The sequence below is a fragment of the Halorubrum halophilum genome (genome assembly GCF_000739595.1).
Lineage (GTDB): Archaea > Halobacteriota > Halobacteria > Halobacteriales > Haloferacaceae > Halorubrum > Halorubrum halophilum.
Window position 1 is genome coordinate 139,037 of the sequence record NZ_BBJP01000013.1, and the last position, 25,399, is coordinate 164,435.

Annotated in this window: 26 protein-coding genes; 18 read left to right on the forward strand and 8 right to left on the reverse strand. The window is 70.0% G+C overall.

Annotated features, from left to right (window positions below; all coding sequences use genetic code 11):
* Positions 1-7: 7 nt before the first annotated feature.
* The 3 genes from tenA to ACP96_RS05085 are packed head-to-tail and all read right to left on the reverse strand — an operon-like array spanning position 8 to position 2,030.
* Positions 8-739, reverse strand: coding sequence for a thiaminase II (tenA, locus tag ACP96_RS05075; RefSeq protein ID WP_235271500.1), 732 nt, complete (start codon positions 737-739; stop codon positions 8-10).
* 46 nt (positions 740-785) lie between these two features.
* Positions 786-1,565 carry an MBL fold metallo-hydrolase gene (locus ACP96_RS05080; protein ID WP_050032478.1) on the reverse strand — a complete coding sequence of 260 codons (780 nt, stop codon included), beginning with the start codon at positions 1,563-1,565 and terminating at the stop codon, positions 786-788.
* A gap of 39 nt (positions 1,566-1,604) precedes the next feature.
* Positions 1,605-2,030, reverse strand: coding sequence for a universal stress protein (locus ACP96_RS05085; RefSeq protein ID WP_050032480.1), 426 nt, complete (start codon positions 2,028-2,030; stop codon positions 1,605-1,607).
* A gap of 172 nt (positions 2,031-2,202) precedes the next feature.
* On the opposite strand from ACP96_RS05085, the gene ACP96_RS05090 reads away from it, so the two are divergent.
* On the forward strand, positions 2,203-3,864 hold the full coding sequence (locus ACP96_RS05090; protein WP_050032481.1) for a tryptophan--tRNA ligase: 1,662 nt from the start codon (positions 2,203-2,205) through the stop codon (positions 3,862-3,864).
* Between the two features lie 129 nt (positions 3,865-3,993).
* On the opposite strand, the gene ACP96_RS05095 is transcribed toward ACP96_RS05090, so the two are convergent.
* Positions 3,994-5,325, reverse strand: coding sequence for a carboxylate--amine ligase (locus ACP96_RS05095; RefSeq protein ID WP_050032547.1), 1,332 nt, complete (start codon positions 5,323-5,325; stop codon positions 3,994-3,996).
* A gap of 169 nt (positions 5,326-5,494) precedes the next feature.
* On the opposite strand from ACP96_RS05095, the gene ACP96_RS05100 reads away from it, so the two are divergent.
* Together ACP96_RS05100 and ACP96_RS05105 are read left to right on the forward strand one after the other, a co-directional pair.
* The gene (locus ACP96_RS05100; protein WP_050032482.1) at positions 5,495-6,076 is read left to right on the forward strand and encodes a DUF5813 family protein; all 582 of its coding nucleotides are present in this window, start codon (positions 5,495-5,497) and stop codon (positions 6,074-6,076) included.
* Positions 6,077-6,114: 38 nt separating this feature from the next.
* Positions 6,115-6,438 carry a hypothetical protein gene (locus tag ACP96_RS05105; RefSeq protein ID WP_050025676.1) on the forward strand — a complete coding sequence of 108 codons (324 nt, stop codon included), beginning with the start codon at positions 6,115-6,117 and terminating at the stop codon, positions 6,436-6,438.
* Between the two features lie 30 nt (positions 6,439-6,468).
* On the opposite strand, the gene tmk is transcribed toward ACP96_RS05105, so the two are convergent.
* Positions 6,469-7,062 (reverse strand): dTMP kinase, encoded by a 594-nt coding sequence (gene tmk, locus ACP96_RS05110; RefSeq protein WP_050032483.1) that lies wholly within the window; start codon positions 7,060-7,062, stop codon positions 6,469-6,471.
* 154 nt (positions 7,063-7,216) lie between these two features.
* On the opposite strand from tmk, the gene ACP96_RS05115 reads away from it, so the two are divergent.
* The 9 genes from ACP96_RS05115 (at position 7,217) to thiM (ending at position 16,403) form a co-directional block, all read left to right on the forward strand.
* Positions 7,217-8,587 (forward strand): hemolysin family protein, encoded by a 1,371-nt coding sequence (locus ACP96_RS05115; RefSeq protein WP_050032484.1) that lies wholly within the window; start codon positions 7,217-7,219, stop codon positions 8,585-8,587.
* A 69-nt stretch (positions 8,588-8,656) separates the two neighbouring features.
* A complete protein-coding gene (locus tag ACP96_RS05120; protein WP_050025670.1) occupies positions 8,657-9,526 on the forward strand; it encodes a universal stress protein in 870 nt (289 codons plus the stop codon).
* 91 nt (positions 9,527-9,617) lie between these two features.
* The gene (locus tag ACP96_RS05125) at positions 9,618-10,514 is read left to right on the forward strand and encodes a complex I NDUFA9 subunit family protein (protein WP_050025668.1); all 897 of its coding nucleotides are present in this window, start codon (positions 9,618-9,620) and stop codon (positions 10,512-10,514) included.
* A gap of 205 nt (positions 10,515-10,719) precedes the next feature.
* On the forward strand, positions 10,720-11,898 hold the full coding sequence (locus ACP96_RS05130; RefSeq protein WP_202593916.1) for a tubulin/FtsZ family protein: 1,179 nt from the start codon (positions 10,720-10,722) through the stop codon (positions 11,896-11,898).
* Positions 11,899-11,916: 18 nt separating this feature from the next.
* Positions 11,917-12,594, forward strand: a complete 678-nt coding sequence (gene cofC / locus ACP96_RS05135) for a 2-phospho-L-lactate guanylyltransferase (protein WP_050032487.1) — start codon at positions 11,917-11,919, stop codon at positions 12,592-12,594.
* Positions 12,595-12,686: 92 nt separating this feature from the next.
* A complete protein-coding gene (gene cofG, locus ACP96_RS05140) occupies positions 12,687-13,859 on the forward strand; it encodes a 7,8-didemethyl-8-hydroxy-5-deazariboflavin synthase subunit CofG (protein ID WP_050032488.1) in 1,173 nt (390 codons plus the stop codon).
* An 84-nt stretch (positions 13,860-13,943) separates the two neighbouring features.
* Positions 13,944-14,804: a mechanosensitive ion channel family protein gene (locus ACP96_RS05145; RefSeq protein WP_050032489.1), complete on the forward strand. Its 861-nt coding sequence runs from the start codon at positions 13,944-13,946 to the stop codon at positions 14,802-14,804.
* A gap of 122 nt (positions 14,805-14,926) precedes the next feature.
* The gene (gene thiE / locus ACP96_RS05150; RefSeq protein WP_050032490.1) at positions 14,927-15,565 is read left to right on the forward strand and encodes a thiamine phosphate synthase; all 639 of its coding nucleotides are present in this window, start codon (positions 14,927-14,929) and stop codon (positions 15,563-15,565) included.
* On the forward strand, positions 15,555-16,403 hold the full coding sequence (gene thiM, locus ACP96_RS05155; protein ID WP_050032491.1) for a hydroxyethylthiazole kinase: 849 nt from the start codon (positions 15,555-15,557) through the stop codon (positions 16,401-16,403). The genes thiE and thiM overlap by 11 nt, the downstream gene beginning before the upstream one ends.
* Positions 16,404-16,439: 36 nt before the next feature.
* On the opposite strand, the gene ACP96_RS05160 is transcribed toward thiM, so the two are convergent.
* The gene (locus tag ACP96_RS05160) at positions 16,440-17,144 is read right to left on the reverse strand and encodes an SDR family oxidoreductase (RefSeq protein WP_050032492.1); all 705 of its coding nucleotides are present in this window, start codon (positions 17,142-17,144) and stop codon (positions 16,440-16,442) included.
* Positions 17,145-17,233: 89 nt separating this feature from the next.
* On the opposite strand from ACP96_RS05160, the gene ACP96_RS05165 reads away from it, so the two are divergent.
* Genes ACP96_RS05165 through ACP96_RS05180 form a run of 5 tightly spaced genes read left to right on the forward strand, consistent with a single transcriptional unit; the run spans position 17,234 to position 21,223 of the window.
* Positions 17,234-18,733 carry a phytoene desaturase family protein gene (locus ACP96_RS05165; protein WP_050032493.1) on the forward strand — a complete coding sequence of 500 codons (1,500 nt, stop codon included), beginning with the start codon at positions 17,234-17,236 and terminating at the stop codon, positions 18,731-18,733.
* The gene (locus tag ACP96_RS05170; RefSeq protein WP_050032494.1) at positions 18,730-19,635 is read left to right on the forward strand and encodes a prenyltransferase; all 906 of its coding nucleotides are present in this window, start codon (positions 18,730-18,732) and stop codon (positions 19,633-19,635) included. Before ACP96_RS05165 ends, ACP96_RS05170 begins: the two co-directional genes overlap by 4 nt.
* Positions 19,632-20,513: a bisanhydrobacterioruberin hydratase gene (gene cruF, locus ACP96_RS05175; protein WP_050023921.1), complete on the forward strand. Its 882-nt coding sequence runs from the start codon at positions 19,632-19,634 to the stop codon at positions 20,511-20,513. The genes ACP96_RS05170 and cruF overlap by 4 nt, the downstream gene beginning before the upstream one ends.
* 6 nt (positions 20,514-20,519) lie before the next feature.
* The gene (locus ACP96_RS18505; protein ID WP_154020405.1) at positions 20,520-20,669 is read left to right on the forward strand and encodes a hypothetical protein; all 150 of its coding nucleotides are present in this window, start codon (positions 20,520-20,522) and stop codon (positions 20,667-20,669) included.
* On the forward strand, positions 20,666-21,223 hold the full coding sequence (locus tag ACP96_RS05180; protein WP_050023923.1) for a diadenylate cyclase: 558 nt from the start codon (positions 20,666-20,668) through the stop codon (positions 21,221-21,223). The genes ACP96_RS18505 and ACP96_RS05180 overlap by 4 nt, the downstream gene beginning before the upstream one ends.
* 6 nt (positions 21,224-21,229) lie before the next feature.
* On the opposite strand, the gene ACP96_RS05185 is transcribed toward ACP96_RS05180, so the two are convergent.
* Complete coding sequence (locus tag ACP96_RS05185) at positions 21,230-23,518, reverse strand: nitric-oxide reductase large subunit (RefSeq protein ID WP_050023925.1); 2,289 nt, start codon at positions 23,516-23,518, stop codon at positions 21,230-21,232.
* A 181-nt stretch (positions 23,519-23,699) separates the two neighbouring features.
* Here ACP96_RS05185 and ACP96_RS05190 point away from each other — a divergent pair, with 181 nt between their 5' ends.
* Entirely contained in the window at positions 23,700-24,134 is a 435-nt protein-coding gene (locus tag ACP96_RS05190; RefSeq protein WP_050032495.1) for a MoaD/ThiS family protein, read from the forward strand.
* Between the two features lie 48 nt (positions 24,135-24,182).
* On the opposite strand, the gene ACP96_RS05195 is transcribed toward ACP96_RS05190, so the two are convergent.
* On the reverse strand, positions 24,183-25,379 hold the full coding sequence (locus ACP96_RS05195; protein ID WP_050032496.1) for a multicopper oxidase domain-containing protein: 1,197 nt from the start codon (positions 25,377-25,379) through the stop codon (positions 24,183-24,185).
* Positions 25,380-25,399 lie beyond the last annotated feature (20 nt).

Sequence of the window (25,399 nt, forward strand, 5' to 3'; positions counted from 1 at the left end):
GGTGTGGTTACATCTCGTTCATCTTGTTGACATCGTCTGTTCCGTTCGCCGCGTCAGTCGCGTCCGCCTCGTCGGCGCCCCCGGTCGCCCACTCCTCCCCGACGTACGCCATCTCCCAGAACGCGAGTTCGAGGCGGGCGCTCGTGAGGAACGCCTCGCGCATCGCGTCTCGGTGGCCGGGGTACGCCGCCGCGTAGTCGTCGAGGAGATCGCGCATCGACGCGGTCTCCGCGCGGAACGCCTCGCTCGTGTACGTCTCGATGAACGGGGTGTACCGGTGCTCCTCGTCCGCGAGCTCCGCCATGTGGTCCGCCACGTCGAGGTACCCCTGCATGCAGGGGAAAAGCGCTGCGACCGCGACCGGGACGGGGCTCTCGTGCGCCGTGCGAACGAGGAAGCTCGTGTACGCCTCGCATGTCGGACGCTTCCGCACGGCGGCCAACTCTTCGGGGGCGACGCCGTACTCGCCGGCGAACGACCGGTGGAGGTCGAGCTCCTCGTTCAACACGCCGTTCGCCCCGCCGAGGAGCGTCGCCATCGCCGCCTCGTCTCGGGCCTTCGACCCCGCGACGGCGTACGTGCGGGCGTAGTCGAAGAGGTACCGGTAGTCCTGTTCGAGCCACCGCCGGAACGCCGCCTCGTCGAGGTCGCCGGCGGCCAGCTCGCATACGAACGGATGCTCGAACTGTGCCGCCCAGACGTCCGCTCCTGCGGCCATGAGGTCGTCGCTGAACGCCATGGACGAGCCCTCGACTCGCCGGGGTATAAGTTTGTGGTATTACTGGCTAATTACCCTCGGCGATCGCGATCCGGAGCCCGTCGCTGGCGACCTCGACGTCGCCGTCGAATCCCGCCTCTCGGACGCTCTGAGCCATCTCTCGCTCGCGACCGCCGGTGTGCGGATACAGGTGCGAGAGCAGCAGCGTGTCGACCTCGACGCCCGCGAGCGATTCGCCGAGTTTCGTGGGATTCGGGTGGTTCGACACGTTGGTCCCGTCCGGAAACGAGCAGTCGTGGACCAAGAGATCGCTCCCGTCCGCGAACGACGCCATGCCCGCGAACGCCTCCGTGTCTCCCGAGAGGGTGAGCGGCCCGTCCGCGGGATTGAGATCGGTGCTCGGCGGAGAGAACCGATAGGCGAACCCCTCCATCGAGTGGCGCGTCTCGCGGGCGGCCACGTCGAACCCGGCCGCCGCGAAGGGGCGCGCCGCCGACACCTCCCGGACCGCCAGATCGATCCGCCCGTCGAGGTACTCGTGAACGTCGAGCAGCCCGTCGAGGAGCGACTTGGTCCCGGCCGGACCGACGACCTCCAAGTGCTCCTCGCCGGCGAGCCATCGGGCCTTTATCAGGGGGAGCAGCGCTGCGACGTGATCGAGGTGGTGGTGCGTTAAGAGGACGGTCGAGACGCCCTCGTAGCCGGTCTCGGTCGCGGCGAGGCGCTGGAGGACGCCGCTGCCGCAGTCGACGAGGAGCGACCGCTCGCCGTCGTCGAGGAGGTAGCCGGCCTGCACGCGGTCCGGGACCGGCATGGCGCTGCCGGACCCGAGGACGGTGAGTTCCATGGTCGCGTGTCAGTGCGCCCAGTCACCTAACTCGGTCGCCTACTTCACCAAGAAGACCGGCACGTTCGCGTCGTCGGCGACGCGGTCGGAGACGCTGCCGAGCGACCGGATCCGCTCGCGTGGCGACTTCCCCTCGGGACTCATCACGATCACGTCGATCCCGTGCTCGTCGGCGTAGTCGACGATCTCGGTGTCCGGAGTTCCTTCCACCACATGAGTGTCGACGGCGACGCCGGCCTCCTCACCGCGGTCGGCGACGGCGGCGACCGCGTCTTCGCCCTGCGATTCGAGGTCCGCGACCACCTCGTCGTGCAGCTCCCCGGAACTGGCGGTGGCGATACGTCGGTCGACGACGTACAGCGCGTGGATCGTCGCGTCGTGGTCGGTCGCCAGTCGGAGCGCGTGATCGAGCGCGCGGTCGACTGCCTCGCTCCCGTCGGTCGGCACCAGCAGGTTGTCGTACATGGTCGACCGTTCGATCCGGTGGCAAATAACGGTACGCCCGATCGGCCGGTCGGTGGGAACGCCGGGGCGCGCGTCGCCCGTATGTCGTCCGCCTCCCTCTCTCCGTCCGCCGGCGTGGCAACTCCTCTCGCGCAAGCGAACGGTTTTTGCGTCGACCGACTGGAGGGGACGTATGGACGAGGACACCCCCGACGATGGGGCCGCCTGCCCCGACGGGACCCCCCGCCCCGACGGCGGGACCGAGCGCGCCGAACCGACCGAGGACGTCGCGCTCGACCCGTGGGGGTCGGCGTCGGTCGGCGACTACGCGGACCTGTTCGAGGAGTTCGGCATCGAGGCGTTCGACGACGTGGCCGACGACGTAGTCGACCCGCACTACCTGATGCGCCGCGGCGTCATCTTCGGGCACCGCGAGTACGACGCGGTCGCCGAGGCGATGGCCAACGACGAGCCGTTCGCCGCGCTCTCCGGGTTCATGCCCACCGGCGACCCGCACATCGGCCACAAGCTCGTCTTCGACGAGATCATCTGGCACCAGAAGCAGGGCGGCGACGCGTTCGGGCTGATCGCCGACCTGGAGGCCCACTCCGCCCGCGGGATGTCGTGGTCGGAGATCGACGAGCACGCGCGCAACTACCTCCTGAGCCTCCTCGCACTCGGCTTCGACGCCGAGGAGGGAGAGATCTACCGCCAGTCCGACAACCGCGAGGTGCAGGACCTCGGGTTCGAGCTCGGGTCGAAGGCGAACTTCTCGGAGTTCGAGGCGATCTACGGCTTCGACGGCGAGACGAACATCTCCCACATGCAGAGCGTGATCACCCAGACCGCGGACATCCTCTACCCGCAGCTCGTCGACGAGCCGAAGCCGACGGTGATCCCGGTCGGCCCCGACCAGGACCCCCACGTCCGGCTCACCCGCGACCTAGCGACCCGCGTGCGCTACTTCAAGGTGACCGAGGCGTTCGCCTCCTTCGAGCTCGACGACGACGAGCGGCAGCTCGTCCGGGCCGCCTACGACGCGCTCGCGGCCGGCGACGGTGAGGGCGAGGTCGACGACGCCGAGACCGACGTGCGCTGCGAGGACGCCGCCGAGTGGCTCGCCGACTACGAGCCGCCCGAGACCGAGGCCGGAGACGGTGACGACGCGCCCAGCCTCGACCTCGCCGCCGCGAAGTCGACCGCCCTCGACAAGCTCCGCGCGGGCGGCAAGGAGCCGCTCCGCCCCCGCGTGCGATTCTTCGACCGCAACGCCACCGACGAGGCGTTCGAGGCGCTGATCGAGGCGGTCGAGGGGGACAAGCGCGTCTTCGAGGGCCACGTCGACGCGTTCGAGCTCACCCGCGGCGAGGCCGAGTCGGTCGCTCGCGAGGTCGAGATCGACCACGGCGGGTTCGGCTTCCGGCAGCCCTCCTCGATCTACCACCGCTTCATGACCGGGCTCACCGGCGGGAAGATGTCCTCGTCGGTCCCGGCGAGCCACATCTCGCTGCTCGACGACCCCGAGGACGGCTACGACAAGGTGCGCTCGGCGACGACCGGGGGCCGCGACACGGCCGAGGAGCAGCGCGAACTCGGCGGCGAAGCCGACGAGTGCCCCGTCTACGAGCTGTACGCCTACCTGCTCGCGGGCGACGACGACGAGCTGACCAAGACCGTCTACTCCGAGTGCGTCACCGGCGAGCGCCTCTGTGGCGGCTGCAAAGAGCAGGCCGCCGAACTAATGCGCGAGTTCCTCGAAGACCACCAGGAGAAGCGCGAAGAGGCCGAGGAACTGCTCGAGGAGCTCGACATCGATCTGGACTCCGACCGCCGCGGAACGGGCGGCGAGCACTAGGTCGGCCGCGCGCTCGCGGACGACCGCTTCTGTCTCGCTTTGGCTTTGTCGGGGCCCTCCGTATCGGACACAGCGGGACGTGAACACTTCTGCCGCCGATCTGCGACACGCACCCGATGTCGATCGCCCTCAGCAGGCGCAGTAGTAGTCTCGGTCGACGAACTCCGTCTCGAACAGCTTCGCGGCCGGCGCGGGGTCGGAGGGGCGGTAGACGCCCGTTGTCAGGTCCCCCTCGCGCTCGAAGTCGCCGGCGACGAGTCGCCGCCAGTCCCCCGCGGACAGCTGGTCCCAGAACGCGTCGTCGCCCGCGAGCAGCGCGAGGTAGTCGCGGAGGTACACCCACCGCGTCGGCTCGACTCCCGCGGACTCGTACTCGGCGTCGGTGACCGCGGCGTACGCCGCCATCGGGAGGTTCGCGCCCGCGGCGACCGGCAATCCGATCCACTTCCACGGGCGGGTGTTGACGTCGAGCAGGAGGAACTCCCCGCGCTCGTCGTCGTACACGAACTCCGCCTCGCTGATCCCGTGGTAGCCGGCGTCGTCGAGCACCGCCAGCGCGCGGGCCTCGATCTCCGGCTCGTCCGCCGTCTCAACCAGACAGGAGGTGCCGAACTGCTGGGGATACCGCACGGCGGCGTTGCCGACGACTCCGAGGGCGTCCTCGACGCCCGAGGGCGGGACGTACGATGCGAGCGAGTGGTCCCTCCCGGTCGCGATATCGACGCGCTTCTGCGCCATCACGGCGACCCCCGCCTCGCTGGCGGCCGCGACCGCGTCAGCGAACTCCTCGCGGTCGGCGACCTCCAGCACGTTGGTGCCGAACGCCTCCTCGAAGTCGCGCTTGAGCTCGGGTTTCACCACGAGCGGGAACCCCAGCGCCTCGGCCGCCTCGTCGAGGGTGGCGTCGGGCTCGGGCGACCCGGTCGCCGCCTCCGCCGTCTCCGCGAGCCGGTAGGTCTCCGGGTACGGCACGCCGAGCGCCTCGCAGGTCGCGTACAGCTCCGACTTGTTCAACACGTCGTCGAGCGTGTCGATCCCGGCGAACGGGAGCCGAACGCCGTCGGGGTCGGCCCGCGCGTACGCCAGCGCCCACTCGTCCATGCAGCCGAACGCGACCGCCTCGCGGCCGATGGCGTCGACGACCGCCGCCACGTCCTCGCGGAACCCGTCGAGGTCGTCGAGGGGGTACGTCACCGCGCCCGCGAAGTCGACCGCGTCCGAGGGGGGCGCGAGCCCGTCGTGGCGGCGGGTGCCGTCGTCTCCGCCCCCGCCGTCTCCGCCCCCGCCCGCGTCGTCGCTGGGGCGGTCGAGCGCGATCACGGGCACGTCGTGGGCGTTGAGCGCGCGGGCGACGCCGAGGCCGGTCACGTGCGCGTTGCTGACGAGCGCCGGCGGCCGGTCGAAGGAAGCGTCCGCGAGCGCGTCGATCAGCGCCTCTGTCGAGCGAAACTGCGCTGCCATACCCGCCATTGTCGGCCGGGACACAAAGGCGCACCAGTATCGGCCCGGCGTGCCACTACCGGTGACGGGGTGGTCTCCGGGAGCGCCGGGCGGTGGGCGCGTGCGGCCGACGAACCGCCGCCGTCCCCGACACAACGCGCTTTTACTCGCGTGTCGCCTTCGATCCGGTATGAGCGAGCGCGAGAGCGACGCCGAGGACGAGGGCGGGATCGGCGGCGACGGCGACGGCGAAACCGACGGATCGACCGACGGCGACGACGGGATCCCCGACCGCGTCCGCCGCGCCTTCGCAGACCACGGGTCTTTCGAGTCCGCGGGCGACGGGGTCTGGACCGCGGAGTCGACCCCCTTCGACGCCGAGGTGCGCGCCGAGCCCGCCGCGGACGGCCGGGTCCGCTTCGCGGTGACCGTCCGGGTGCCGACCCTCTCCGCGACGGCGGCCGACCAGGTCGCGGACGTGGTCGAGGAGGGCTGGATCGAGACGTTCGAGCTCCGCGTCGTCGACGTGGGCGGCGTCACCCGCGGCGACCACGAGTTCGACCCGGCGGTCGCGGTCGGGGACGACGAGATCGAGATCGACTTCGAGCTGACCGAGATCAACGAGCGGCGCGGCGTCGACGACGCCGGCGCGCTGATCGACTTCGTCGAGGGGACGTACGTACAGGGGGTCATCCCCGGCTACGAGTACACCGAGCCGCTCGACGGGCTGCTCTCCGCGGCGCGCCAGCAGGGGAACGGCGGCGGCTTCTAGGGCGATAGGGGCAAATGCCCGGAGTGCTTACGTCGGGTATGCTCGCGCTGTTCGGGTTCGTCAGCCTCGTCGCTCTCGTGGCCCTCCACACGGTGATCGCCGGGGTGGCGACCCGATTTTTCAGGCTCAGACTGAACACCTCGTGGGGGTCGGTCGTGTACACCCTCGTGTTGACCCCGATGCTGCTGCTTATCTCGATGCTGGTGTTCACCGGGGTCCTCAACGTCGGCGCCGGGATCAACCTCGGCAGCCCGACGCTGGTCGTCGCCCTGCTCGTCGGACTCCCCGTCGTGCTCGGGGCGGCGATCGACTACCTCTACGTCCCGTCCCCGGACGACGTGGAGCTGCCGGACACGAGCTGAGGGCGGCGCCTCCCGAGGCGCCGCTGCGACCTACTCGCCGACCAGCTCTGCAAGGACTTCTTCGACCCGCGCGATGACCGCCTCCGGCGACCGCGAGGCGTCGACGCGAACGAACCGGTCCGGTTCGGCGTCGATTAGCCGCTCGTAGTTCTTCCGAACCGCGGCGAGGTAGCCGTCCTGCTCGAACTTGTTGGTCCGGCCCGCGCGCTCGGCCGCCTCGCGCGCGTCCAGATCGAGGTAGATCGTCGCGTCCGGCGGCCGCGAGAAGGCCGCGTGGATCCCCTTGATATACTCCAGCGGGCGATCGATGTCGACGCCGCTGGCCGCGAGCGTCGCCGCCTGATACGCGAACCGGGAGTCGGAGTAGCGGTCGGAGATCACGAGGTCGCCGTCGGCGAGCGCGGGCTCGATGGTCCCCGAGAGGTGGTCCGCGTGGTCGGCCGTCAGCAGGAACAGCTCCGCCAGCGGGTCGGCGTCGTCGGCGGCGATCGACCGGTCGACCGCCTCGCCGTACCAGCTGTCGGTGGGCTCGCGGGTGAACGTCGCGTCGGGGTAGGCGTCGTGAAGAGCCTCCCAGACGGTGGTCTTCCCGCTCCCGTCGAGCCCCTCCAGCGTGATCAGCATGGTCGCGCTCCGGCGCGCCGAGAAATAAACGACCCGGGTTCAGGCTGACTCCCCTTTTAGTGGCTTCGCGTGGAACCGGGGGCATGGCCGTCGATATCCGTCACGCCCGTCAGAACCAGCACACCCCTCTCGCGCGCGCACCGCGGAGGCGCCGATGATCGACGTCGCGGTCTCCGTCACGCGGGTGGTCGCGGCGCTCGTGTTGGTCGTCTTGAACGGCTTCTTCGTCGCGAGCGAGTTCGCGTTCGTCCGCGTCCGCTCCACCTCGGTCGAGCAGCTGGTCGAGGAGGGACGCCCCGGTTCGGGGGCGCTGCAGGACGTGATGGAGAGTCTCGACGACTACCTCGCGGCGACGCAGCTCGGGATCACGCTCGCGTCGCTCGGCCTCGGGTGGGTCGGCGAGCCGGCGATCGTGGCGCTGATCGAGCCGGCGCTCGGACCGCTCTTGCCCGCGAACCTCGTCCACCTCGTCGCGTTCGCGATCGGGTTCAGCATCATCACGTTCCTCCACGTCGTCTTCGGGGAGCTGGCGCCGAAGACGATCGCCATCGCGCAGGCGGAGCGCGTCGCGATGTTCTTAGCCCCCCCGATGAAGCTCGCCTACTACCTGTTCTCGCCCGGTATCGTCGTGTTCAACGGAGCGGCCAACGCCTTCACGCGCATGCTCGGCGTCCCGCCGGCCTCGGAGACGGACGAGACGATGGAAGAGCGCGAGATCCGCCGCGTGCTCGCACGCTCCGGCGAGGCCGGACACGTCGCCGACGCCGAGGTGGAGATGGTCAACGCCGTCTTCGAGCTCGACGACACCGTGGTCCGGGAGGCGATGGTCCCCCGGCCGGACGTGACGAGCCTCCCGGCCGACGCCGACCTCGCTGAAATCCGCACAGTCGTGCTCGACGCGGGCCACACCCGATACCCGGTGGTGGCGGCCGACGACGCGGACCGCGTGGTCGGCTTCGTCGACGTGAAGGACGTGTTGCGCGCCGACGAGGCGGGCGACGAGTCGGCCACGGCCGCGGACCTCGCGCGCGACCTCGTGGTCGTCCCGGAGACCACGTCCCTGAGCGACCTCCTCGTCCAGTTCCGCGAGGAGAGCCGGCAGATGGCCGCGGTCGTCGACGAGTGGGGCGCCTTCGAGGGGATCGTCACCGTCGAGGACACGGTCGAGACGCTCGTCGGCGACCTCCGCGACGGATTCGACCCGGAGGACGGCGAACACGCGATCCGGAAGACCGGAGCGGGAGCCTACGAGGCCGACGGCTCGGTCTCGCTGACCCTCGTCAACGACGCGCTCGGTACCGACTTCGACGGCGACGGGTTCGAGACGCTCGGCGGGCTCGTGCTCGATCGGGTCGGCCGCACCCCGGAGACGGGAGACACCGTCTCGGCCGGCGACTACGTCTTCGAAGTCACGGCCGTCGACGGCGCCCGGATCTCGACGGTCCGGATCGAGGCGGCCGGCGGAGGGAGTGAAAGGGACGGGAACGGAACCGATGACGCCGGCGACGGGCCGGCCGGCGCCTGATACCGACCGCTTCCCTGCCGCCGCGAACCGCCGCGGCCCTTTTTACCGACACGCCGCGACCGTGGACGCATGTTCGACCGCATTCTGTTCCCGACCGACGGCAGCGACGGGGCGAGCGCCGCGTTCGACCACGTCCTCGATATCGCGGCCGACCACGGCGCGACCGTCCACGTTCTCAACGTCGCCGACACGACCCACGACAGCGTCACGCGGATCGGCAGGGAGGTCGTCGACGTGCTCGAACGCGAGGGCGACGAGATCGTCGAAGCGGCCGCGGACCGCGCCGCCGACCGCGGCGTGGAGACGGTGACCGAGGTGCTGCAGGGCGGCGTCGCCGAGACGATCGCCACGTACGCCGGGGACCACGGGATCGACCTCGTCGCCATGCCGACCCGCGGCCGAACGGGACTCGACCGCCTGCTCCTCGGGAGCACGACCGAGCGCGTCGTCAGAGCGTCGACGGTACCGGTGCTCAGTATCGGGCCCGACGGCGAGACGGCGCGGTACCCCTACCGGAACGTCCTCGTGCCGACCGACGGGAGCGAGCGCGCAGACGACGCCCTCGATCGGGCGCTGACGCTCGCCGACCGCGCGGGCGCGACGATCCACCTCCTCTCCGTCGTCGACGTGGGAAGCGTCGGGATCGAGGGGTACGCGGGCGTCGACGCGCTGGTGGAGGGGACCGAGGAGACCGTCGCGGAGGCGGCGGCGACCGCCGAGAAGGCCGGCGTCGAGACTGCAGAAGCGGTCGAGGTCGGGTCGTCCGCGGCGCGCGGGATCGAGGCGTACGTCGACGAGAACGACATCGATCTCGTGGTCATGGGAACGCAGGGGCGGACCGGGGTCGAGCGGTACCTGCTCGGGAGCGTCGCGGAGCGCACCGTTCGCACGTCTCCGGTGCCGGTGTTGACGGTCCCCGACCCGGGCGACGAAGACTGAGTCGAGCGTCGATCTTCGCCCCGCGACCGTCCCCCACCGCGGCGTCTGACATCGCGGTAGGTTTACGGGCGTTCCGCCCGACGTGGTGTGCATGAGAGTGTTGGTAGCCGGCGGAACCGGATTCATCGGGTCGTACCTCTGTCGCGCGCTCGCGGACGGGGATCACGAGGTGACGGCCCTCTCGCGGTCACCGGGGGACACCCCTGAGGGGGTCGCGTCCGCGACAGGCGACGTCACCGATTACGACTCGATCGCCGGGGCGGTCGAGGGGCAGGACGCGGTGGTGAACCTCGTCGCGCTCTCGCCGCTGTTCGAGCCGAAGGGCGGGAACGTCATGCACGACCGGATCCACCGCGGGGGCACCGAGAACCTCGTGCGCGCGGCCGAGGACGGCGGCGCCGAGCGGTTCGTCCAACTGAGCGCGCTCGGGGCTGACTCCGACGGCGACACCGCCTACATCCGCGCGAAGGGCGAGGCCGAGGAGGTCGTCCGTGAGAGCGGCCTCGACTGGACGATATTCCGTCCCTCGGTCGTCTTCGGCGAGGGCGGCGAGTTCGTCTCCTTCACCAAGCGGCTGAAGGGGATGTTCGCGCCGGGCCTTCCGCTGTACCCGCTCCCCGGCGGCGGGAAGACACGCTTCCAGCCGATTCACGTCGAGGACCTCGTCCCGATGCTGGTCGCGGCGTTAGAGGGCGACGAGCACGTCGGCGAGACGTACGAGGTCGGCGGCCCGGAGGTCCTGACCCTGCGCGAGGTGACCGACCTCGTGTACGAGGCCGAGAAGAAGGGGGTCACGATCGTTCCCCTGCCGATGCCGCTCGCCCGGATCGGGCTCAGCGTGCTCGGCGCCGTCCCCGGATTCCCGATGGGAGCCGACCAGTACCGGTCGTTGAAGTTCGACAACACGACCGCCGACAACGACGTGGCGGCGTTCGGCGTCGACCCCGCCGATCTGACCACCCTCGGATCACATCTCAGGGTGGAATGATGGCGGCGCCGATCGAGACCGTACCGGTCAGATTCGGGGGACGGCGACGCCTCGCCACTGGCAGTGCGAGCGCCCACCGGAACGCCGACCGGAGCGCTGACCAACCGTTCGTGTCAGCGATCCGGATATCACGGGTAATAACGGCAACCGAAGGTTTAAATACGCGATCACGTTCTGTTCATTTCAAACGCGGAGGGAGCACACGATGAAACTTGCAATGATCGGATTCGGACAGGCGGGGGGGAAAGTCGTCGACAAATTCCTGGAGTACGACAAGCGGACGGGCTCGGAGATCGTCCGCGCGGCCGCGGCCGTCAACACGGCCAAGGCAGATCTCATGGGTCTCGAGCACATCGCCGAGAGCCAGCGCGTACTCATCGGGCAGTCCCGAGTGAAGGGGCACGGCGTCGGCGCGGACAACGAGCTCGGCGCGGAGATCGCCGAGGAGGACATCGACGAGGTGCAGGGCGCCATCGACTCGATCCCGGTCCACGAGGTCGACGCGTTCCTCGTCGTCGCCGGGCTCGGCGGCGGGACCGGCTCCGGCGGCGCGCCGGTGCTCGCGAAGCACCTCAAGCGGATCTACACCGAGCCGGTCTACGGGCTCGGCATCCTGCCGGGCAGCGACGAGGGGGGCATTTACACCCTCAACGCGGCCCGGTCGTTCCAGACGTTCGTCCGCGAGGTGGACAACCTGATGGTGTTCGACAACGACGCCTGGCGGAAGACGGGCGAGTCCGTCCAGGGCGGGTACGAGGAGATCAACGAGGAGATCGTCCGGCGGTTCGGCATCCTGTTCGGCGCCGGCGAGATCCAGCAGGGCCAGGAAGTCGCCGAGAGCGTCGTCGACTCCTCGGAGATCATCAACACGCTCTCCGGCGGCGGCGTCTCCACCGTCGGCTACGCGGAGGAGGAGGTCGAGGAACGCACCTCGGGCGGGCTGCTCTCGCGGCTGCGCGACGACAGCGGCGAGGACGAACTCGACAGCGCGCACACGACCAACCGGATCACCAGCCTCGTCCGCAAGGCGGCGCTGGGTCGACTCACGCTCCCCTGTGAGATCGAGGGCGCGGAGCGCGCGCTGCTCGTGCTCGCGGGGCCGCCGGAGTACCTCAACCGGAAGGGTATCGAGCGCGGGCGGAAGTGGCTCGAAGAGCAGACCGGCTCGATGGAGGTCCGCGGCGGGGACTACCCGTACCGCGGCGCCGGCTTCGTCGCGACCGTGATCCTGCTCGCGGGCGTCACGAACGTCCCGCGGATCAAGGAGCTCCAGCAGGTCGCCATCGAGGCGCAGGACAACCTCGACGAGATCCGCGAGGAGAGCGACGAGAACCTCGACGAGCTCGTCAGCGACGACAGCGACGAGCTGGAGTCCCTGTTCTAAGGGCTGCTGTCGCCCGCGATGGAGGTCATCGTTCCCTTTTCGACCGACCGCCCGAAGTCGCGACTCTCCGGCGTTCTCTCGCGCGACGAGCGAAATCGGTTCGCGCGCGAGATGCTCGACGACGTGCTCGACGCCGTCGTCGCCGCCGGCGGCGAACCACAGGTCCTCGCCACCGACGCGGTCGACGCCGACCTCCCCTGTCCGGTGACGGTCGACGACCGCCCCCTGACCGACGCGGTCAACGCGGCGCTGGACGCGCGGCTCGGGGAGAGCGAACCCGTCGCCGACCGCGTCGCGGTCGTCATGGCCGACCTCGCGCTCGCCACCCCGGAAGCGCTGCGGGAGCTGTTCGCGGCCGGCCGCGAGGCCGACGTGGCGATCGCGCCCGGCCGCGGCGGCGGGACGAACGCGTTCGTCGCCGGCCACCCGGAGTTCGAGACGGACTACCACGGCGCCTCTTACCTCGATCACCGTCGGATCGCCGACGAAGTCGGCGCGAGCGTCGAGGTCGTCGACTCCCACCGCCTCGCGACCGACATCGACGAGCCGACCGATCTCGCGGAGCTGCTGATCCACGCCGAGGCTGACGGCGACGGCAACGACGGCGGGGGCGGAGGAAAAGCGCCGCGATGGCTCCGCGACGCCGGCTTCGCGCTCGATACGACGGACGGGCGGGTCGGCATCGAGCGGGAGTAGACGGGGGGAGGGGGTCGGATCGCCCCCGCCCCGGCGACGCCGCCGGATCCGCGACCGCGATCCTTTTTGAGTCCCGACCGAGAGAGGCGAACGTGTTCGCGGCCGCCGAGGAGTACGGGATCGAGATCGAGCCCGACGCGGAGCGCGTCGAGCGGCTGCTCTCGGTCACGCCCGACGACGTCGAGCCCGCCGACCGGCTCACCTTCGCGCGCAACGTCTTCGTCCCCCTGACGACCGCGTGCCGGTACACCTGCACCTACTGCACCTACTACGACGTGCCGGGCGAGGCGTCGCTGCTGTCGCCCGAGGAGGTCCGGGAGCGCTGTCGCGTGGGAGCCGACGCCGGCTGCACGGAGGCGCTGTTCACCTTCGGCGACGAGCCCGACGACCGGTACACCGAGATCCACGATCAGCTCGACGAGTGGGGGTACGACTCGATCGTAGAGTACCTCTACCGCGCCTGCGAGATCGCCTTAGAGGAGGGACTACTCCCGCACTCGAATCCCGGCGACCTCACGGAGGCGCAGTTCGCAAAGCTCCGCGAGGTGAACGCCTCGATGGGCGTCATGCTGGAGACGACCGCCGACGTCGACGCGCATTCGGGGGGCCGCCGGAAGACCCCCGGCCAGCGGCTCAACACAATCCGCGCCGCGGGCCGGCAGGGTGTGCCCTTCACCACCGGCATCCTCGTCGGCATCGGCGAGGACCCGCGCGACCGGGCGGAGAGCCTGCTCGCGATCCGCGAGCTCCACGAGCGACACGACCACGTCCAGGAGGTGATCGTCCAGAACGTCGTCCCGAACGAGCGGTCTGACTTCGCGAAGCCAGACCTGGAAACGATGCGCCGGGTCGTCGCGATGGCGCGGGCCGCGCTCCCACCGGAGGTGTCGGTGCAGGTGCCGCCGAACCTCTCGCCGGCGGAGGAGCTCGTCGACTGCGGTATCGACGACCTCGGCGGTGTCTCCCCCGTCACCGACGACTACGTGAACCCGGACTACGCGTGGCCCGACCTCGACGGCCTCCGCGCGGTCGCCGACGCGGGCGGGATGCCGCTGCGCGAGCGGCTCCCGACCTACGCGCGGTACCTCCCCGACGGTCTCGGGCCGCCCGGCGTCGACCCGGCCCCCGCGCCGACGAACCGCGGGGCGTGGATCCCGCCGGCGGTTCGCGACCGGATGCGCGCGGAGGACCCGCACGGGCGTCGGCTTCGAGGCGTCGCGCGGGGGGACGGGCCGCTCGACCCTCGACCGGCTCGCGGCGACTGAGCGCGGTTCGGATGCGCCACCGACCCCGCATAAACAACTGCGCTGCCAGTAGCTTCTTTAAATACCCATTCATATAGGTGGACGATGGTACTCCTACAGCTCGACGCGATCGCGAACGTGGTCGATCTCGGCGGCATCGCGACGGCGGTGGTCGGCTTCGTCGTCGGTTTCCTCGCCGTGTTGTTGTTCGGGAAGTACGCGTTCGTTCCGGGCGTGCGTCGGATCCTCGGGTCGCGAGGCTTCGACGACGCAGTCCGGAGCCTCGGGACGAGCGTCGCCAACGCGGTCGTGTGGGTCGCGGCGATCGCGATCGGGTTCACGGTCGCCGGCTACGGCGCGTTCCTATCGGCGTTCGCCGTCTTCGGCGGCGCCATCGCGCTCGCGATCGGCTTCGCCGCGCAGGACCTCCTCGGCAACTTCGTCGCCGGGATCTTCATCCTGAAAGACAAGCCGTTCGAGGTCGGCGACTGGATCGAGTGGGACGGGAACGCGGGCCGCGTCGAGGACATCGACCTACGGGTCTCCCGCGTCCGCACCTTCGACAACGAGCGGATCACGGTGCCGAACGGCGACCTCGCGAACAACGCCGTCACCAACCCGGTCGCCTACGAGACGCTCCGCCAGAAGTTCGTCTTCGGGATCGGCTACGACGACGACATCTCACAGGCCACCGACATCATCATCGAGAAGGCGGAGGCCCACGCGGACATCCTCGACGACCCCGCGCCCTCGGTCCGGCTCGTGAGCCTCGGCGACTCCGACGTGGGACTGCAGTGTCGCTGGTGGATCTCGGACCCGGACCGCGGGGACTTCGTCCGCGTGCGCTCCGAGTACGTCACCGAGGTCAAGGAGGCGTTCGACGAGGCCGGCATCGACATCCCGTACGTCCACCGGCAGCTCACCGGGAGCGTCGAGATGGTCGAGTCGGTCGCCGACGAGGAGTAGGGCGAGAACGCGCTCGGCCCGCGGTTTTTTTTTAGATCACCGCGAGCGTCCGCGGATTTACTTATAAGCGATCGTCGAGACAGACGGAACCACTTTTTAGCCACCACCCGAAGATATCACTAATGAATCCCAGCGAGTGGCGGGCGTACCTCGTGACGCAGGAGAGTCGGTCGGCGGGTCGAGAAACCGCAGAGATCGTCGAGACGGCGCTCGACGGCGGCGTCGACGCCGTCCAGATCCGCGAGAAGGGACGGTCGGCGCGCGAGCGGTACGATCTCGGGCGCCGGCTCCGAGAGCTCACCGCGGACGCCGACGTTCCCCTGATCGTCAACGACCGGGTCGATCTGGCCGCCGCGGTCGACGCCGACGGTGTCCACCTCGGGCAGTCCGATCTGCCGGCCGCGGTCGCCCGCGAGCGACTGGGGGAGGAGTCGATCGTGGGCGTCTCGGCGTCGACGGTCCCGGAGGCGCGAGCGGCGGCCGACGCGGGCGCGGACTACCTCGGCGTCGGCGCGGTGTACGCGACGGACACGAAGGACGTGCCGGCGGAGACGAACGGCGTCGGCCCCGAGCGCGTCGCGACGATCGCCGACGCCGTCGACCTTCCCGTGGTCGGGATCGGGGGGATCGACGCCGGGAACGCCGGCGCGGTCGCAGAGGCGGGCGCGGCCGGCGTGGCGGTCGTCTCGGCGATCACGGCCGCGGACGACCCGCGCGCCGCGGCCGCGGAGATCCGGGAGGTGGTCGGCGATGAGCGGTGAGCCGGTCAACGATGTGCCAGTCGGAGAGATCCTGTCCGCGGTCGAGGCGGCCGCGCCGCTGGTGCACCACCTGACCAACGACGTGACGACGAGCGAGACCGCGAACATCACGCTCCACTGGGGCGGGCTTCCGGTGATGGCCGACGCCCCGGCGGAGGCGGGCGACATGGCCGCCGGCGCGGACGCGGTCGTGATCAACACCGGGACCGCGTCGACGACCGACATCGACGCGATGGTCGACGCGGGCCGGCGCGCCAACGAGGCGGGCGTCCCGGTCGTGCTCGACCCGGTCGGGTACGGGGCCACGCCGCACCGCGTCGAGTCGGTCGGCAGGCTGCTGGACGCGATAGCGTTTGACATCATTAAGGGCAACGCCGGAGAAGTCCGCGGGCTCGCCGGCGAGGAGGCAACGGTCCGCGGCGTCGAGTCGGTGGGCGAGAGCGACGCGGGCGTCGCGGACGCGGCGCGGGCGCTCGCAGAGGAGACGGGAGCGGTCGTCGTCGCGTCCGGCCCGACCGACATCGTCGCCGACGGCGAGGACGCGTACGAGCTGTCGGTCGGCCACGAGCGCATGGGCTCGTTCGTCGGGTCGGGCTGTATGCTCGCGAGCACCCTCGGAACGCTCTCGGCGGTCGTCGGGGAGGGCGACGAGGCGCCGGCGTCGACGACCGAGGCCGCGCTCGCCGCGTGCGCCGCGTACGGGTTCGCCGGCGAGCGTGCCGCGGAGGGCGACCCCGCGGGGCCGGCGAGCTACCGGACGGCGTTCATGGACGCGGTGGCCGCGCTGGCGTCGGAGCGGCCCGCGCTCGACGCCGCATCGCGGATCGAGGGGGTCTGATCCCGGCGGTCAGCCGGGCGGGCGGCCTCGGGTCGCTTACCGCGTCGCCGCCTTCCACTCGCGGAGGCCGAGCCGCTCGCCGTTCAGGTCCTCGGCGGGCGCCTCGGTCGCGGCCCAGACGAACAGCGGCGCGACGCTCTCCGGGTCGCGGGCGCGCTCCTTCCCGGTGAGGTCGGTCGCGACCAGCCCGGGGTCGACGACGCCGACTGTCACGTCGAGGTCGGCCGCGAACCCCCGCGCGACCCCTTCGGCGGCCGCCTTCGAGGCGGCGTACGCGCCCATCCCGGGTCGGGACTCGTGGGCGACGGCGCCGGAGGGAACGACGACTCGCGCGTCCTCGGCGAGATGCGGGACCGCCTCCGAAATCGTCGCGAAGACCCCGCGGGCGTTGGTCCGCATCGTGTCGTCGTAGTCGGCGTAGCTCGCCTCGTCGATCGGGCGCTCGCCCGGCCCGCCGTGGAAGACGGCCGCGTTCGCGAACACCGCGTCTACGGGGCCGGCCTCCCGGGCGACGCCCTCGAAGAACCGCTCTAAGTCGAACTCGTCGCGCACGTCGACGCGGGCGCCCCACGCGGTGCCGGCACTTTCATCGCCTTCCTCGTTCAGCGCCGCGACCGTTCGGTCGACCGCGTCGCCGTCGCGTCCGGAGACGGCGACGAACGCCCCCTCGCCGACGAACGCCTCGGCGACCGCCCGCCCGATCCCGCTCGTTGCGCCGGTGATCGCGACCGTGGGCTCCATATGGGGATCGGTACGGTTGTCGCCGACTTAGGCGTACCCACTTCGGCCGTCTGGCCGGTATTTATACCGCTCCCGCCGTACGATTGGACATGGACGTGGCCCCGGACATCGACGCCGTGGCCGGCGAGTCCGTCGCTGTGATCGGCGGCGGGTTCGGCGGCCTCTCGACCGCGTGTTACCTCGCGGACGCCGGCGCGGACGTGACCCTCTTGGAGAAGAACGAGCAGCTCGGCGGGCGCGCGAGCCGACTGGAGGCCGACGGCTTCCGGTTCGACATGGGCCCCTCGTGGTATCTCATGCCCGACGTGTTCGAGCGGTTCTTCGGCCACTTCGGCCGCGAGCCGTCGGAGTTCTACGAGCTGGAGCGGCTCGACCCCCACTACCGAGTGTTCTGGAAGGACGGCGACAAGGTCGACGTGCTCCCAGACCGCGAGGCGAACAAGGCTCTCTTCGAGGAGTACGAGCCCGGCGCGGGCGAGGCGTTCGAGGACTACTTGGAGGAGTCCGAGCGCACCTACGAAATCGGGATGGAACACTTCGTGTACGAGGACCGCCCGCGGCTCCGCGACTACGTCGACAAGGACGTGCTCCGGTACTCGTGGGGACTCTCGCTGCTCGGCAAGATGCAGGGGCACGTCGAGAGCTACTTCGATCACCCGAAGCTCCAGCAGCTGATGCAGTACACGCTCGTCTTCCTCGGCGGCTCGCCGTACAACACCCCGGCGCTGTACAACCTGATGAGCCACGTCGACTACAACATGGGCGTCTACTACCCCGAGGGCGGGATCGGCGCCGTCGTCGACGGGATCGTCGACCTCGGCGACGACCTCGGCGTGGAGTACGTCACCGACGCCGAGGTGACGGCCATCGAGGGGCGACAGGGGGGATTCGCGCTCGACACCGCCGGCGGCGAGCGTTACCTCTCGGATCTCGTCGTCTCCGACGCCGACTACGCCCACACGGAACAGGAGCTGCTCCCGAAACACAAGCGGCAGTACAGCGAGGAGTACTGGGAGTCGCGGACGTACGCGCCCTCCGCGTTCCTGCTGTACCTCGGCGTCGAGGGCGACGTGCCGAACCTCGAACACCACACGCTGGTGTTGCCGACCGGGTGGGACCGCCACTTCGAGCAGATATTCGACGACCCGTCGTGGCCCGACGACCCGGCCTACTACCTCTGCGTCCCCTCCGAGACCGACGACACCGTCGCGCCGGAGGGGCACAGCAACCTGTTCGCGCTGGTCCCCGTCGCGCCCGGGCTGGAGGACACCCCCGAACTGCGCGAGGAGTACCGCGACCTCGTGTTGGACGACATCGCCGAGAACACCGGTACGGAGCTGCGCGACCGGATCGTCTTCGAGGAGACGTTCTGCGTCGACGACTTCGCCGACCGGTACAACAGCTATCAGGGGAGCGCGCTCGGGCTGGCGCACACCCTGCGGCAGACCTCGCTGCTCCGGCCGCCGCACCGGTCCGAGGCGCTCGACGGGCTCTACTTCACGGGGTCGACGACGACTCCCGGTATCGGCGTCCCGATGTGTCTCATCAGCGGACAGCTGACCGCCGAGGAGCTGTCGAAGACGGCGTGATCGGAGCCGTGAGCGACTCCGACCGAGCCGCGGATTCCGCCCGACGCTCGCTCTCCGACCTCTGCCGGTACCTGCTGGTGCTGTCGCGACCGCGGTTCTGGTTGTACCTCGCCGGCCCCGTCGCCGTCGGCGTCACCTACGGGATCAGCGACGTGAGCGGGCTGTTCACGCCGGTCACGGTCGGGCTCACGGCGTACTTCCTCGTGCCGGCGAACGTCTTCCTCTACGGCGTCAACGACGCCTTCGACGCCGACGTCGACGAGCTGAACCCGAAGAAGGAGGGCCGCGAGGCGCGCTGGCGGGGCGACCGCCTCGTCTCGGTCGCGGTGGTCGTCTCCGGCGCGCTCGGGCTCGCCGCGTTCGCGGCCACGCCGCGGGTCGCGTGGCCGTACCTCGCCGGCTTCCTGCTGCTCGGCGCCGGCTACAGCGCTCCGCCGCTCCGTTTCAAGACGACCCCGTTCCTCGACTCCGCATCGAACGGACTGTACGTCCTGCCCGGTGCGGCCGCGTACGCCGCCGTGGCCGGGACGCACCCGCCGCTCGCGGCGCTCGCGGGCGCGTGGCTCTGGGCGATGGGAATGCACACCTTCTCCGCGATCCCCGACATCGAACCGGACCGCGCCGCCGGGATTCGGACGACGGCGACGCTTCTGGGCGAAGGGCGGACATACGCCTACTGCGCCGCCTGCTGGGTCGCCGCCGCGGTCGCGTTCGCCGCGGTCGACCTCCGACTCGGCGCGCTGCTCGCCGTCTACCCCCTCTTCGTCGCGTGGGTCTCCCGGTCGTCGGTCGCGGTCGACCGCGCGTACTGGTGGTTCCCGGCGCTGAACACCGCCGTCGGCACCCTGCTGGCGATGGGCGGGCTCTGGCGCGTCTACCCGATCACGGAGGCGCTCGCGTGAGCGACTCCCCTTCGTCCGCCTCGGCGCCGGGACGGCTCGACGCGCTCCGGGCCCGGCTCCCCGACACGCGCCGCGAGGCGGAGCGCCTGCTCGACCGGATCGTCCGCGAGAACCGGTTCACCATCGCCGTGTTGTTCCCCCTCGTCGGCGCAATCTCGCTCGTCGGCAGCGCGGAGGGGTGGGTGCCCGAGCCGCTCGCCTTCAACCCCTGGTTCGTGCTGTTCGGCGTGTTAGTGATGCGCTCGCCGCTCGTCGTCGGGGTGTTGCCCGCGCTCGACCGCCGCGCAGTCGGGTGGATCAGCGTCCTCGTGGCGTACACCTACGCGATCGAGCTGTTCGGGGTCGCGACGGGGTGGCCGTACGGCACCTTCGAGTACACCGTGAGCCTCGGGCCGATGCTCGGCGGGGTGCCGCTCGCGCTCCCGGTCTTCTTCATCCCGCTCGTGGTGAACGCGTACCTGCTCTGTCTGCTGCTTCTCGGCCCGCGGGCGTCGAACGGGTGGCTCCGGCTCGCGACCGTGATCGCCGCGGTGGTGGCGATGGACGTGGTGCTCGACCCCGGCGCGGTCGCGCTCGGCTTCTGGAGCTTCGGCGGCGGCGCCTTCTTCGGCGTCCCCCTGTCGAACTACGCCGGATGGATGTTGTCGGCGACGGTCGCGGTGGTCACGCTCGACCGCGCGTTCGCGGGGACGACGCTCCGAGACCGGCTGCGCGACTGCGAGTTCATGCTCGACGATATGGTGAGCTTCGTGATCCTCTGGGGCGGGATCAACCTCTGGTACGGGAACCTGCTCCCCGCCGCCGTCGCGGTCGCGTTCGGCGTCGGGCTCGTCCGCGCCGACCGGTTCGACGCGAGCCTGTTCACGCAGTGGCGGTGAGGCGCCGTGACCGGACCCGACTCGACGACGCCGGACTCGGGACATCTTATATACGACGCGATCATTCACGTAGACATGAGTGTTCGCGTCACCGACAGCGTCGACGGGGCGGGCTCCGCCGGCGCCGCCGACCGCAGACCGGAGGAGACCGAATGAGCGGGCTCGCGATCGAGTACGGCACCCACGAGCGGGTCCGGGAGATCGTCGACCGCCTGACCTACTGCGCAGAGCACGTCAGCCTCGCGTTCGACGGCTGGGACGAGCCGCACGTCAAAGGGCCGGGGCTCTACTTCGCGGTCGTCGCCGACCGCGACTACGGCGACTACGCCGACCCCATGGGCGACAACCGGTGGCCCCGCGAGAGCTGTCCGACGGCGCTCGCGGAGGACTGCTTCGTCGAGGCGGTGGAGTCGGTGAGCCGCCAGCAGGACGGTGGCGTCGTCGTGGCGGTCGACGGCGAGATCGAGGGCCAGATGGTCCGCTTCCGGGACTTGGGCACCCGGAGCGAGGAGACCGACCTGGTCGACGACGTGAGCTACGAGCCGTGGATGGGATCGCGCCACATGAGCGCGATCGAGACCTCGGTCCGCCCGGAGGTCGTGGCGACCGTGACGCTGAGCGAGGAGACCGGTCGAGTGAGCGTGTTCCGCGACGGCGACGCGGAATCGATGGAGCGCGCCGATCTGGGCGGGCAGTGGCGCGCGGAGTAAACTCCCTCAGTCGTCGTCGAGGACCCCCTCGGCGACGGCCATGTCGTCGACGCTCGGGTCGTCGGCGGAGCTCCGCAGGACGAAGCGCTTGCGGATCAGGTCCGCGAAGTAGATCGCGGTCCCGAGGATGAGCAGGGTGTCGCCCGGGAGCCGCGCCCAGAACAGCGTCTGGACGAGCGACCCCTCGTAGAAGGCGAGGCTGCGCGCCGCGGCGTAGCTCTCCGTGAACGCGACCTCAAGCTGGAGGAAGCCGACGGGGAGCACCGAGACGAACACCATCAGCGCGAGCCCGACGTTCCACAGCCAGAACGACGCCCGGAGCCACGAGCCGTCCCAGCGCTCGGGGTCGATCGACAGCTGGAGCATATACGCCACCATCCCGAGCGCGAGGAAGCCGAACGCGCCGAACATCGCGGCGTGGGCGTGCCCCACCGTGAGGTAGGTGCCGTGCTCGTAGTAGTTGATCAGCGGGAGGTTGATGAAGAAGCCGAGCACCCCGGCGCCGACGAAGTTCCACACCCCGCTGGCGACGATGAACATGAAGGGGAGCGTGTAGGGGAACCCGCCGGTCTCGGTCATCGCCCGGTACTGTCCGATCGCCTCGTAGAGGATGAAGATCAGCGGGAGCAGCTCCAGCGTCGAGAAGACGCTCCCGATCGGGACCCAGTAGTCCGGCATCCCGATCCACCAGTAGTGGTGCGAGACGCCGATGACGCCGGTCCCCATCACGAGCAGCGCCTGCAGCATGACGGCCTTCTCGGCGCTGCGCCGCGTGAGGAGGTTCATCGAGACCAACGTGAGCCCGATGATCGCGACGATGAAGAACTCGAAGGCGCCCTCGACCCACATGTGGACGACCCACCACCGCCAGAACTCGGTGACGGCCATGTTCGTCGACGGCGTGAAGAAGAAGCCGGCGATGAACAGCAGCGTGATCGAGCCGCCCGCGTAGAGGATCATGTGTGCGAGCCCGTACACCGGCTCGCGGTCGAGCAGCGGCTTGAGCCCGCGGATCGCGAGGACCGCCCAGAGGACGAAGCCGACGAGCAGGCCGCCCTGCCACACCTTCCCGACTTCGAGGTACTCCAGTCCCTCGTTGCCGAGGAGCCACCAGAGCTGGCCGTCGAAGTAGCCGTTCGCGCCGAGCCAGATGCCGCCCATCCCGCCGACGACGACGGTCACTAACGCGCCGAGCAGGACGTTGACGTACCGCGCCTGATTCTTCGGCTCGTGGCCGGTGAGGAGGGGCGGGAGGAACAGGCCGGCACCGAGCCACGTCGACGCGATCCAGAGGATGCCCAGGTCGATGTGCCACGTCTTCGCGATCGAGAAGGGGAGCAACTGGAGGATGTGGATTCCGAACACCTCCTCGATCCCGAAGAATCCGGCCCGTTCGATGTAGAAGTGAGCCAACAAGCCCCCGAGCAACACCTGTGCCAAGAACAGTCCGGCGGCGATGGGAATGAACCGGAGCGCCGCGCGCTGGCTCGGGAAGACGCTCACGTCGCCCGGCTCCGGTACGGCGATCCCCTCCGCCGACGGCTCCGGGAGCTTCACCGACTTGTAGAGGAGGATCGCCGCGCCCGCCGCGCCGACGAGCAGCACCATCGCGATGACACTCCACGTCATCGCGGCGCCGGTGGCGTCGTTGCCGGCGGCCGGCGAGGGCGGCCACTCGTTCGTGAAGGAGTTGTCGCCGTCGGGCCGGTCGGTGTGGGAGAACCACGCCGTCCACAGCGCGAAGTCGGCGAAGTCCTCGGCCTCCTCCGTCGACTCGATCATCTCGACCGGGACGCCCCGGTCGTGGTCGCCCTCGTGGTAGCGCTCGACGTACGTCTCGCGCACCTGCTCGTGGGCGTACGCCTCCGCGGGGGAGTACCGGACGGTGTCGCTCCCGTCGTGCGCGCCGTCGAGGTCGTCGCGGACGGTCTGGTCGACCGCCGCGCGCTCCGAGGAGCTGAGCGCGTCGTAGCCGGTACCGTGCTCCTCCTGTGCGTAGTACTCCCGCATGTGTTGGGTCTTCAACTCGAGCGTCTCGGCGGTGTAGTCCTCGCCGTAGTACGCGCCGTTGCCGAGTATCGACCCGTGGTTCATCAGCCCGTACTGCTGGAACGCCGCCTTCCCGTCTTGGACCGTCTCCCCGGTGGCGATCGTCTCGCCGTCGGGGCCGACGACCTCGTCGGGGATCGGCGGCGCCTCCTGGTACGCGAACCACGCCCCGGCGCCCATCACGACCAGATTGAGCAGGAACGCCGCGACGATGACCTTCGCGATCGTCTTGCGTGTAAGCTCCATCAGGTGGGCGTTGCCCCTAGACGGACTATCAGTTTGCCGGCAACATGTTCGGACGGCGTTCCCGGCAACTGACACCGCCAGTCGCAGTCGCGAGCGCTACGGGCCGAGGCCGACCGCGAGAGCCGAAGTCACGAACATGTTCGTGCGGTGGCTTACCGGGGAACGTCGCGTACGAATGGGTATGCCATCGACTACCGAGGCCGCGGCGCCGGAGTCGGAGTCCGAGAGCGTGACGGAGTCCGCGAACGCTGCGGAGACGACGGTCACGGTGCGGTGTACCGGCCACGTCCGCACGGAGCTCGGGGAGTACGAGTTCGAGTACACGTTCGAGGGGGACACCCTCCGCGAGTTCCTCGACGAGCTGTTTGAGGAGTACCCGGAGCTACAGGAGATGCTGATCGCGGAGAGCGAGGCGGAGGCGACCCACAGCGGCTGGGCGCCGACGCCCGAGGAGCTTCCGGGGACGTGGACGAAGAACCCGGTCGGCGAGCAGACGATCGCGTACGCCCGGATCCTCGTGAACGGTCACTTCAACGAGAACGAGAAGGGATTCGACACCGAACTGGAGGAGGGCGACCGGGTCGCGCTGGTGTACCCGTTTATGTTCTGCTGTTAGCCGGGGTCGACCGAGACGCTCGTTACGTCGACGACGGGCGTCCGGGGATTAGGCCTCGTAGCCCGCCAGGTCCATCACGGAGGCGAACTGCTCGGTGTCCATCACGCTCTCGTACACCATCCCGCCGATCATGCCGCCGGGGTAGGCGTCGCCGTTCATCGCGTGGTTCACCTTGTGGCAGTGGAGCGCGTAGACGCCCGGGTCGGCGTCGGCGGTGAACTCGATCGTCTTGCGCTCGGCGGGCGCGAGAGGGACCACGTCCTCGCGGTGTCGAGCGGCCTCGGGGATGACGCCCCCGTCTTTCTCGACCACGGTGAAGCCGTGGTTGTGCGTGTGCATCGCGTGCGACTCGTAGCCGGCGTTGACGTAGTGGATCCGAACCGAATCACCCTCCTGGAGGATCAGGGGGGAGCCCTCTTCGGGGTGGAAGCTGTACGGCGCCGACCGCCCGTTGATGGTGAACGCGTCCGGGTTGCGATCGCGGTGGCTGAAGTCCACGTCGCCGCCGGCCATCGAGGCGGACAGGCGAGTGTCCCAGTCTTTGATCGTCCTGAAGACCTCTTGGTCCGCGGGCTCGTACCCCTCAGGATCGACCCGAAGAATGCCGTACATCCCCATATCGAGATGATTCTGGGTCTGGTAGTGGCAGTGGTAGAGGTGGGTTCCCGGCTGGTTCGCCGTGATCTCGTAGGTGTGCTCCTCGCCCGGCGCGACCTGCCGGCCCGTCGTCGTCGGGACGCCGTCGTCCATCCAGTCCTTGCGAAGCCCGTGGACGTGGAACGTGTGCGGGCGGTTGTGCTCCGAGTTGTCGTAGGTGATCTCCAGTTCGGTTCCCTCAGTGACTCGGAGTAGGGGGCCGGGGACGCTCGGGTCCGTGTCAGGCGTCTGCCACGCCCAGACCTCGGGCAGCTCCCACGGGCCGCCGCGCGTGTCCTCCCCGAGTAACTGGTGGCGACACGGGGTCGTGGACACCGTGATCTGCCCATCCCGCTCGTCGAGGTCGATCGTCGTCCGCGGGGACGTGTACGGGTGGTCGGTCTCGACGCCCGTGGAGTCGCTTCCGGACCACTCCTCGACCTGCTCGGCCGCTTCCCCGCTGGTGGCCGCGTTCTCCGCGCCCGTTCCGGCGTCCGCGCGCGGGGCGCCGCACCCCGCGAGCCCGACGGTGCCGAGCGCCGCGGCCGCCGAGAGGAACCCGCGTCTGGAAGCCGTGCGTCGACCGGTGTCGTCGCCGTCTCTCGTCATGTCCGAACATGAACGGTGAT

Coding starts and splice junctions, on each gene's coding strand:
- ACP96_RS05115 (WP_050032484.1), top strand. CDS start 7,217: ATGATCGACGTCGCGGTCTCCGTCACGCGGGTGGTCGCGGCGCTCGTG.
- tmk (WP_050032483.1), bottom strand. CDS start 7,062: ATGCTGATCACGCTGGAGGGGCTCGACGGGAGCGGGAAGACCACCGTC.
- ACP96_RS05190 (WP_050032495.1), top strand. CDS start 23,700: ATGCCATCGACTACCGAGGCCGCGGCGCCGGAGTCGGAGTCCGAGAGC.
- ACP96_RS05100 (WP_050032482.1), top strand. CDS start 5,495: ATGAGCGAGCGCGAGAGCGACGCCGAGGACGAGGGCGGGATCGGCGGC.
- ACP96_RS05085 (WP_050032480.1), bottom strand. CDS start 2,030: ATGTACGACAACCTGCTGGTGCCGACCGACGGGAGCGAGGCAGTCGAC.
- thiE (WP_050032490.1), top strand. CDS start 14,927: ATGAATCCCAGCGAGTGGCGGGCGTACCTCGTGACGCAGGAGAGTCGG.
- ACP96_RS05180 (WP_050023923.1), top strand. CDS start 20,666: ATGAGCGGGCTCGCGATCGAGTACGGCACCCACGAGCGGGTCCGGGAG.
- ACP96_RS05195 (WP_050032496.1), bottom strand. CDS start 25,379: ATGACGAGAGACGGCGACGACACCGGTCGACGCACGGCTTCCAGACGC.
- tenA (WP_235271500.1), bottom strand. CDS start 739: ATGGCGTTCAGCGACGACCTCATGGCCGCAGGAGCGGACGTCTGGGCG.
- ACP96_RS05165 (WP_050032493.1), top strand. CDS start 17,234: ATGGACGTGGCCCCGGACATCGACGCCGTGGCCGGCGAGTCCGTCGCT.
- ACP96_RS05125 (WP_050025668.1), top strand. CDS start 9,618: ATGAGAGTGTTGGTAGCCGGCGGAACCGGATTCATCGGGTCGTACCTC.
- ACP96_RS05080 (WP_050032478.1), bottom strand. CDS start 1,565: ATGGAACTCACCGTCCTCGGGTCCGGCAGCGCCATGCCGGTCCCGGAC.
- ACP96_RS05090 (WP_050032481.1), top strand. CDS start 2,203: ATGGACGAGGACACCCCCGACGATGGGGCCGCCTGCCCCGACGGGACC.
- ACP96_RS05185 (WP_050023925.1), bottom strand. CDS start 23,518: ATGGAGCTTACACGCAAGACGATCGCGAAGGTCATCGTCGCGGCGTTC.
- ACP96_RS05105 (WP_050025676.1), top strand. CDS start 6,115: ATGCTCGCGCTGTTCGGGTTCGTCAGCCTCGTCGCTCTCGTGGCCCTC.
- ACP96_RS05160 (WP_050032492.1), bottom strand. CDS start 17,144: ATGGAGCCCACGGTCGCGATCACCGGCGCAACGAGCGGGATCGGGCGG.
- ACP96_RS05095 (WP_050032547.1), bottom strand. CDS start 5,325: ATGGCAGCGCAGTTTCGCTCGACAGAGGCGCTGATCGACGCGCTCGCG.
- thiM (WP_050032491.1), top strand. CDS start 15,555: ATGAGCGGTGAGCCGGTCAACGATGTGCCAGTCGGAGAGATCCTGTCC.
- cofC (WP_050032487.1), top strand. CDS start 11,917: ATGGAGGTCATCGTTCCCTTTTCGACCGACCGCCCGAAGTCGCGACTC.
- ACP96_RS05130 (WP_202593916.1), top strand. CDS start 10,720: ATGAAACTTGCAATGATCGGATTCGGACAGGCGGGGGGGAAAGTCGTC.
- ACP96_RS05145 (WP_050032489.1), top strand. CDS start 13,944: ATGGTACTCCTACAGCTCGACGCGATCGCGAACGTGGTCGATCTCGGC.
- ACP96_RS05120 (WP_050025670.1), top strand. CDS start 8,657: ATGTTCGACCGCATTCTGTTCCCGACCGACGGCAGCGACGGGGCGAGC.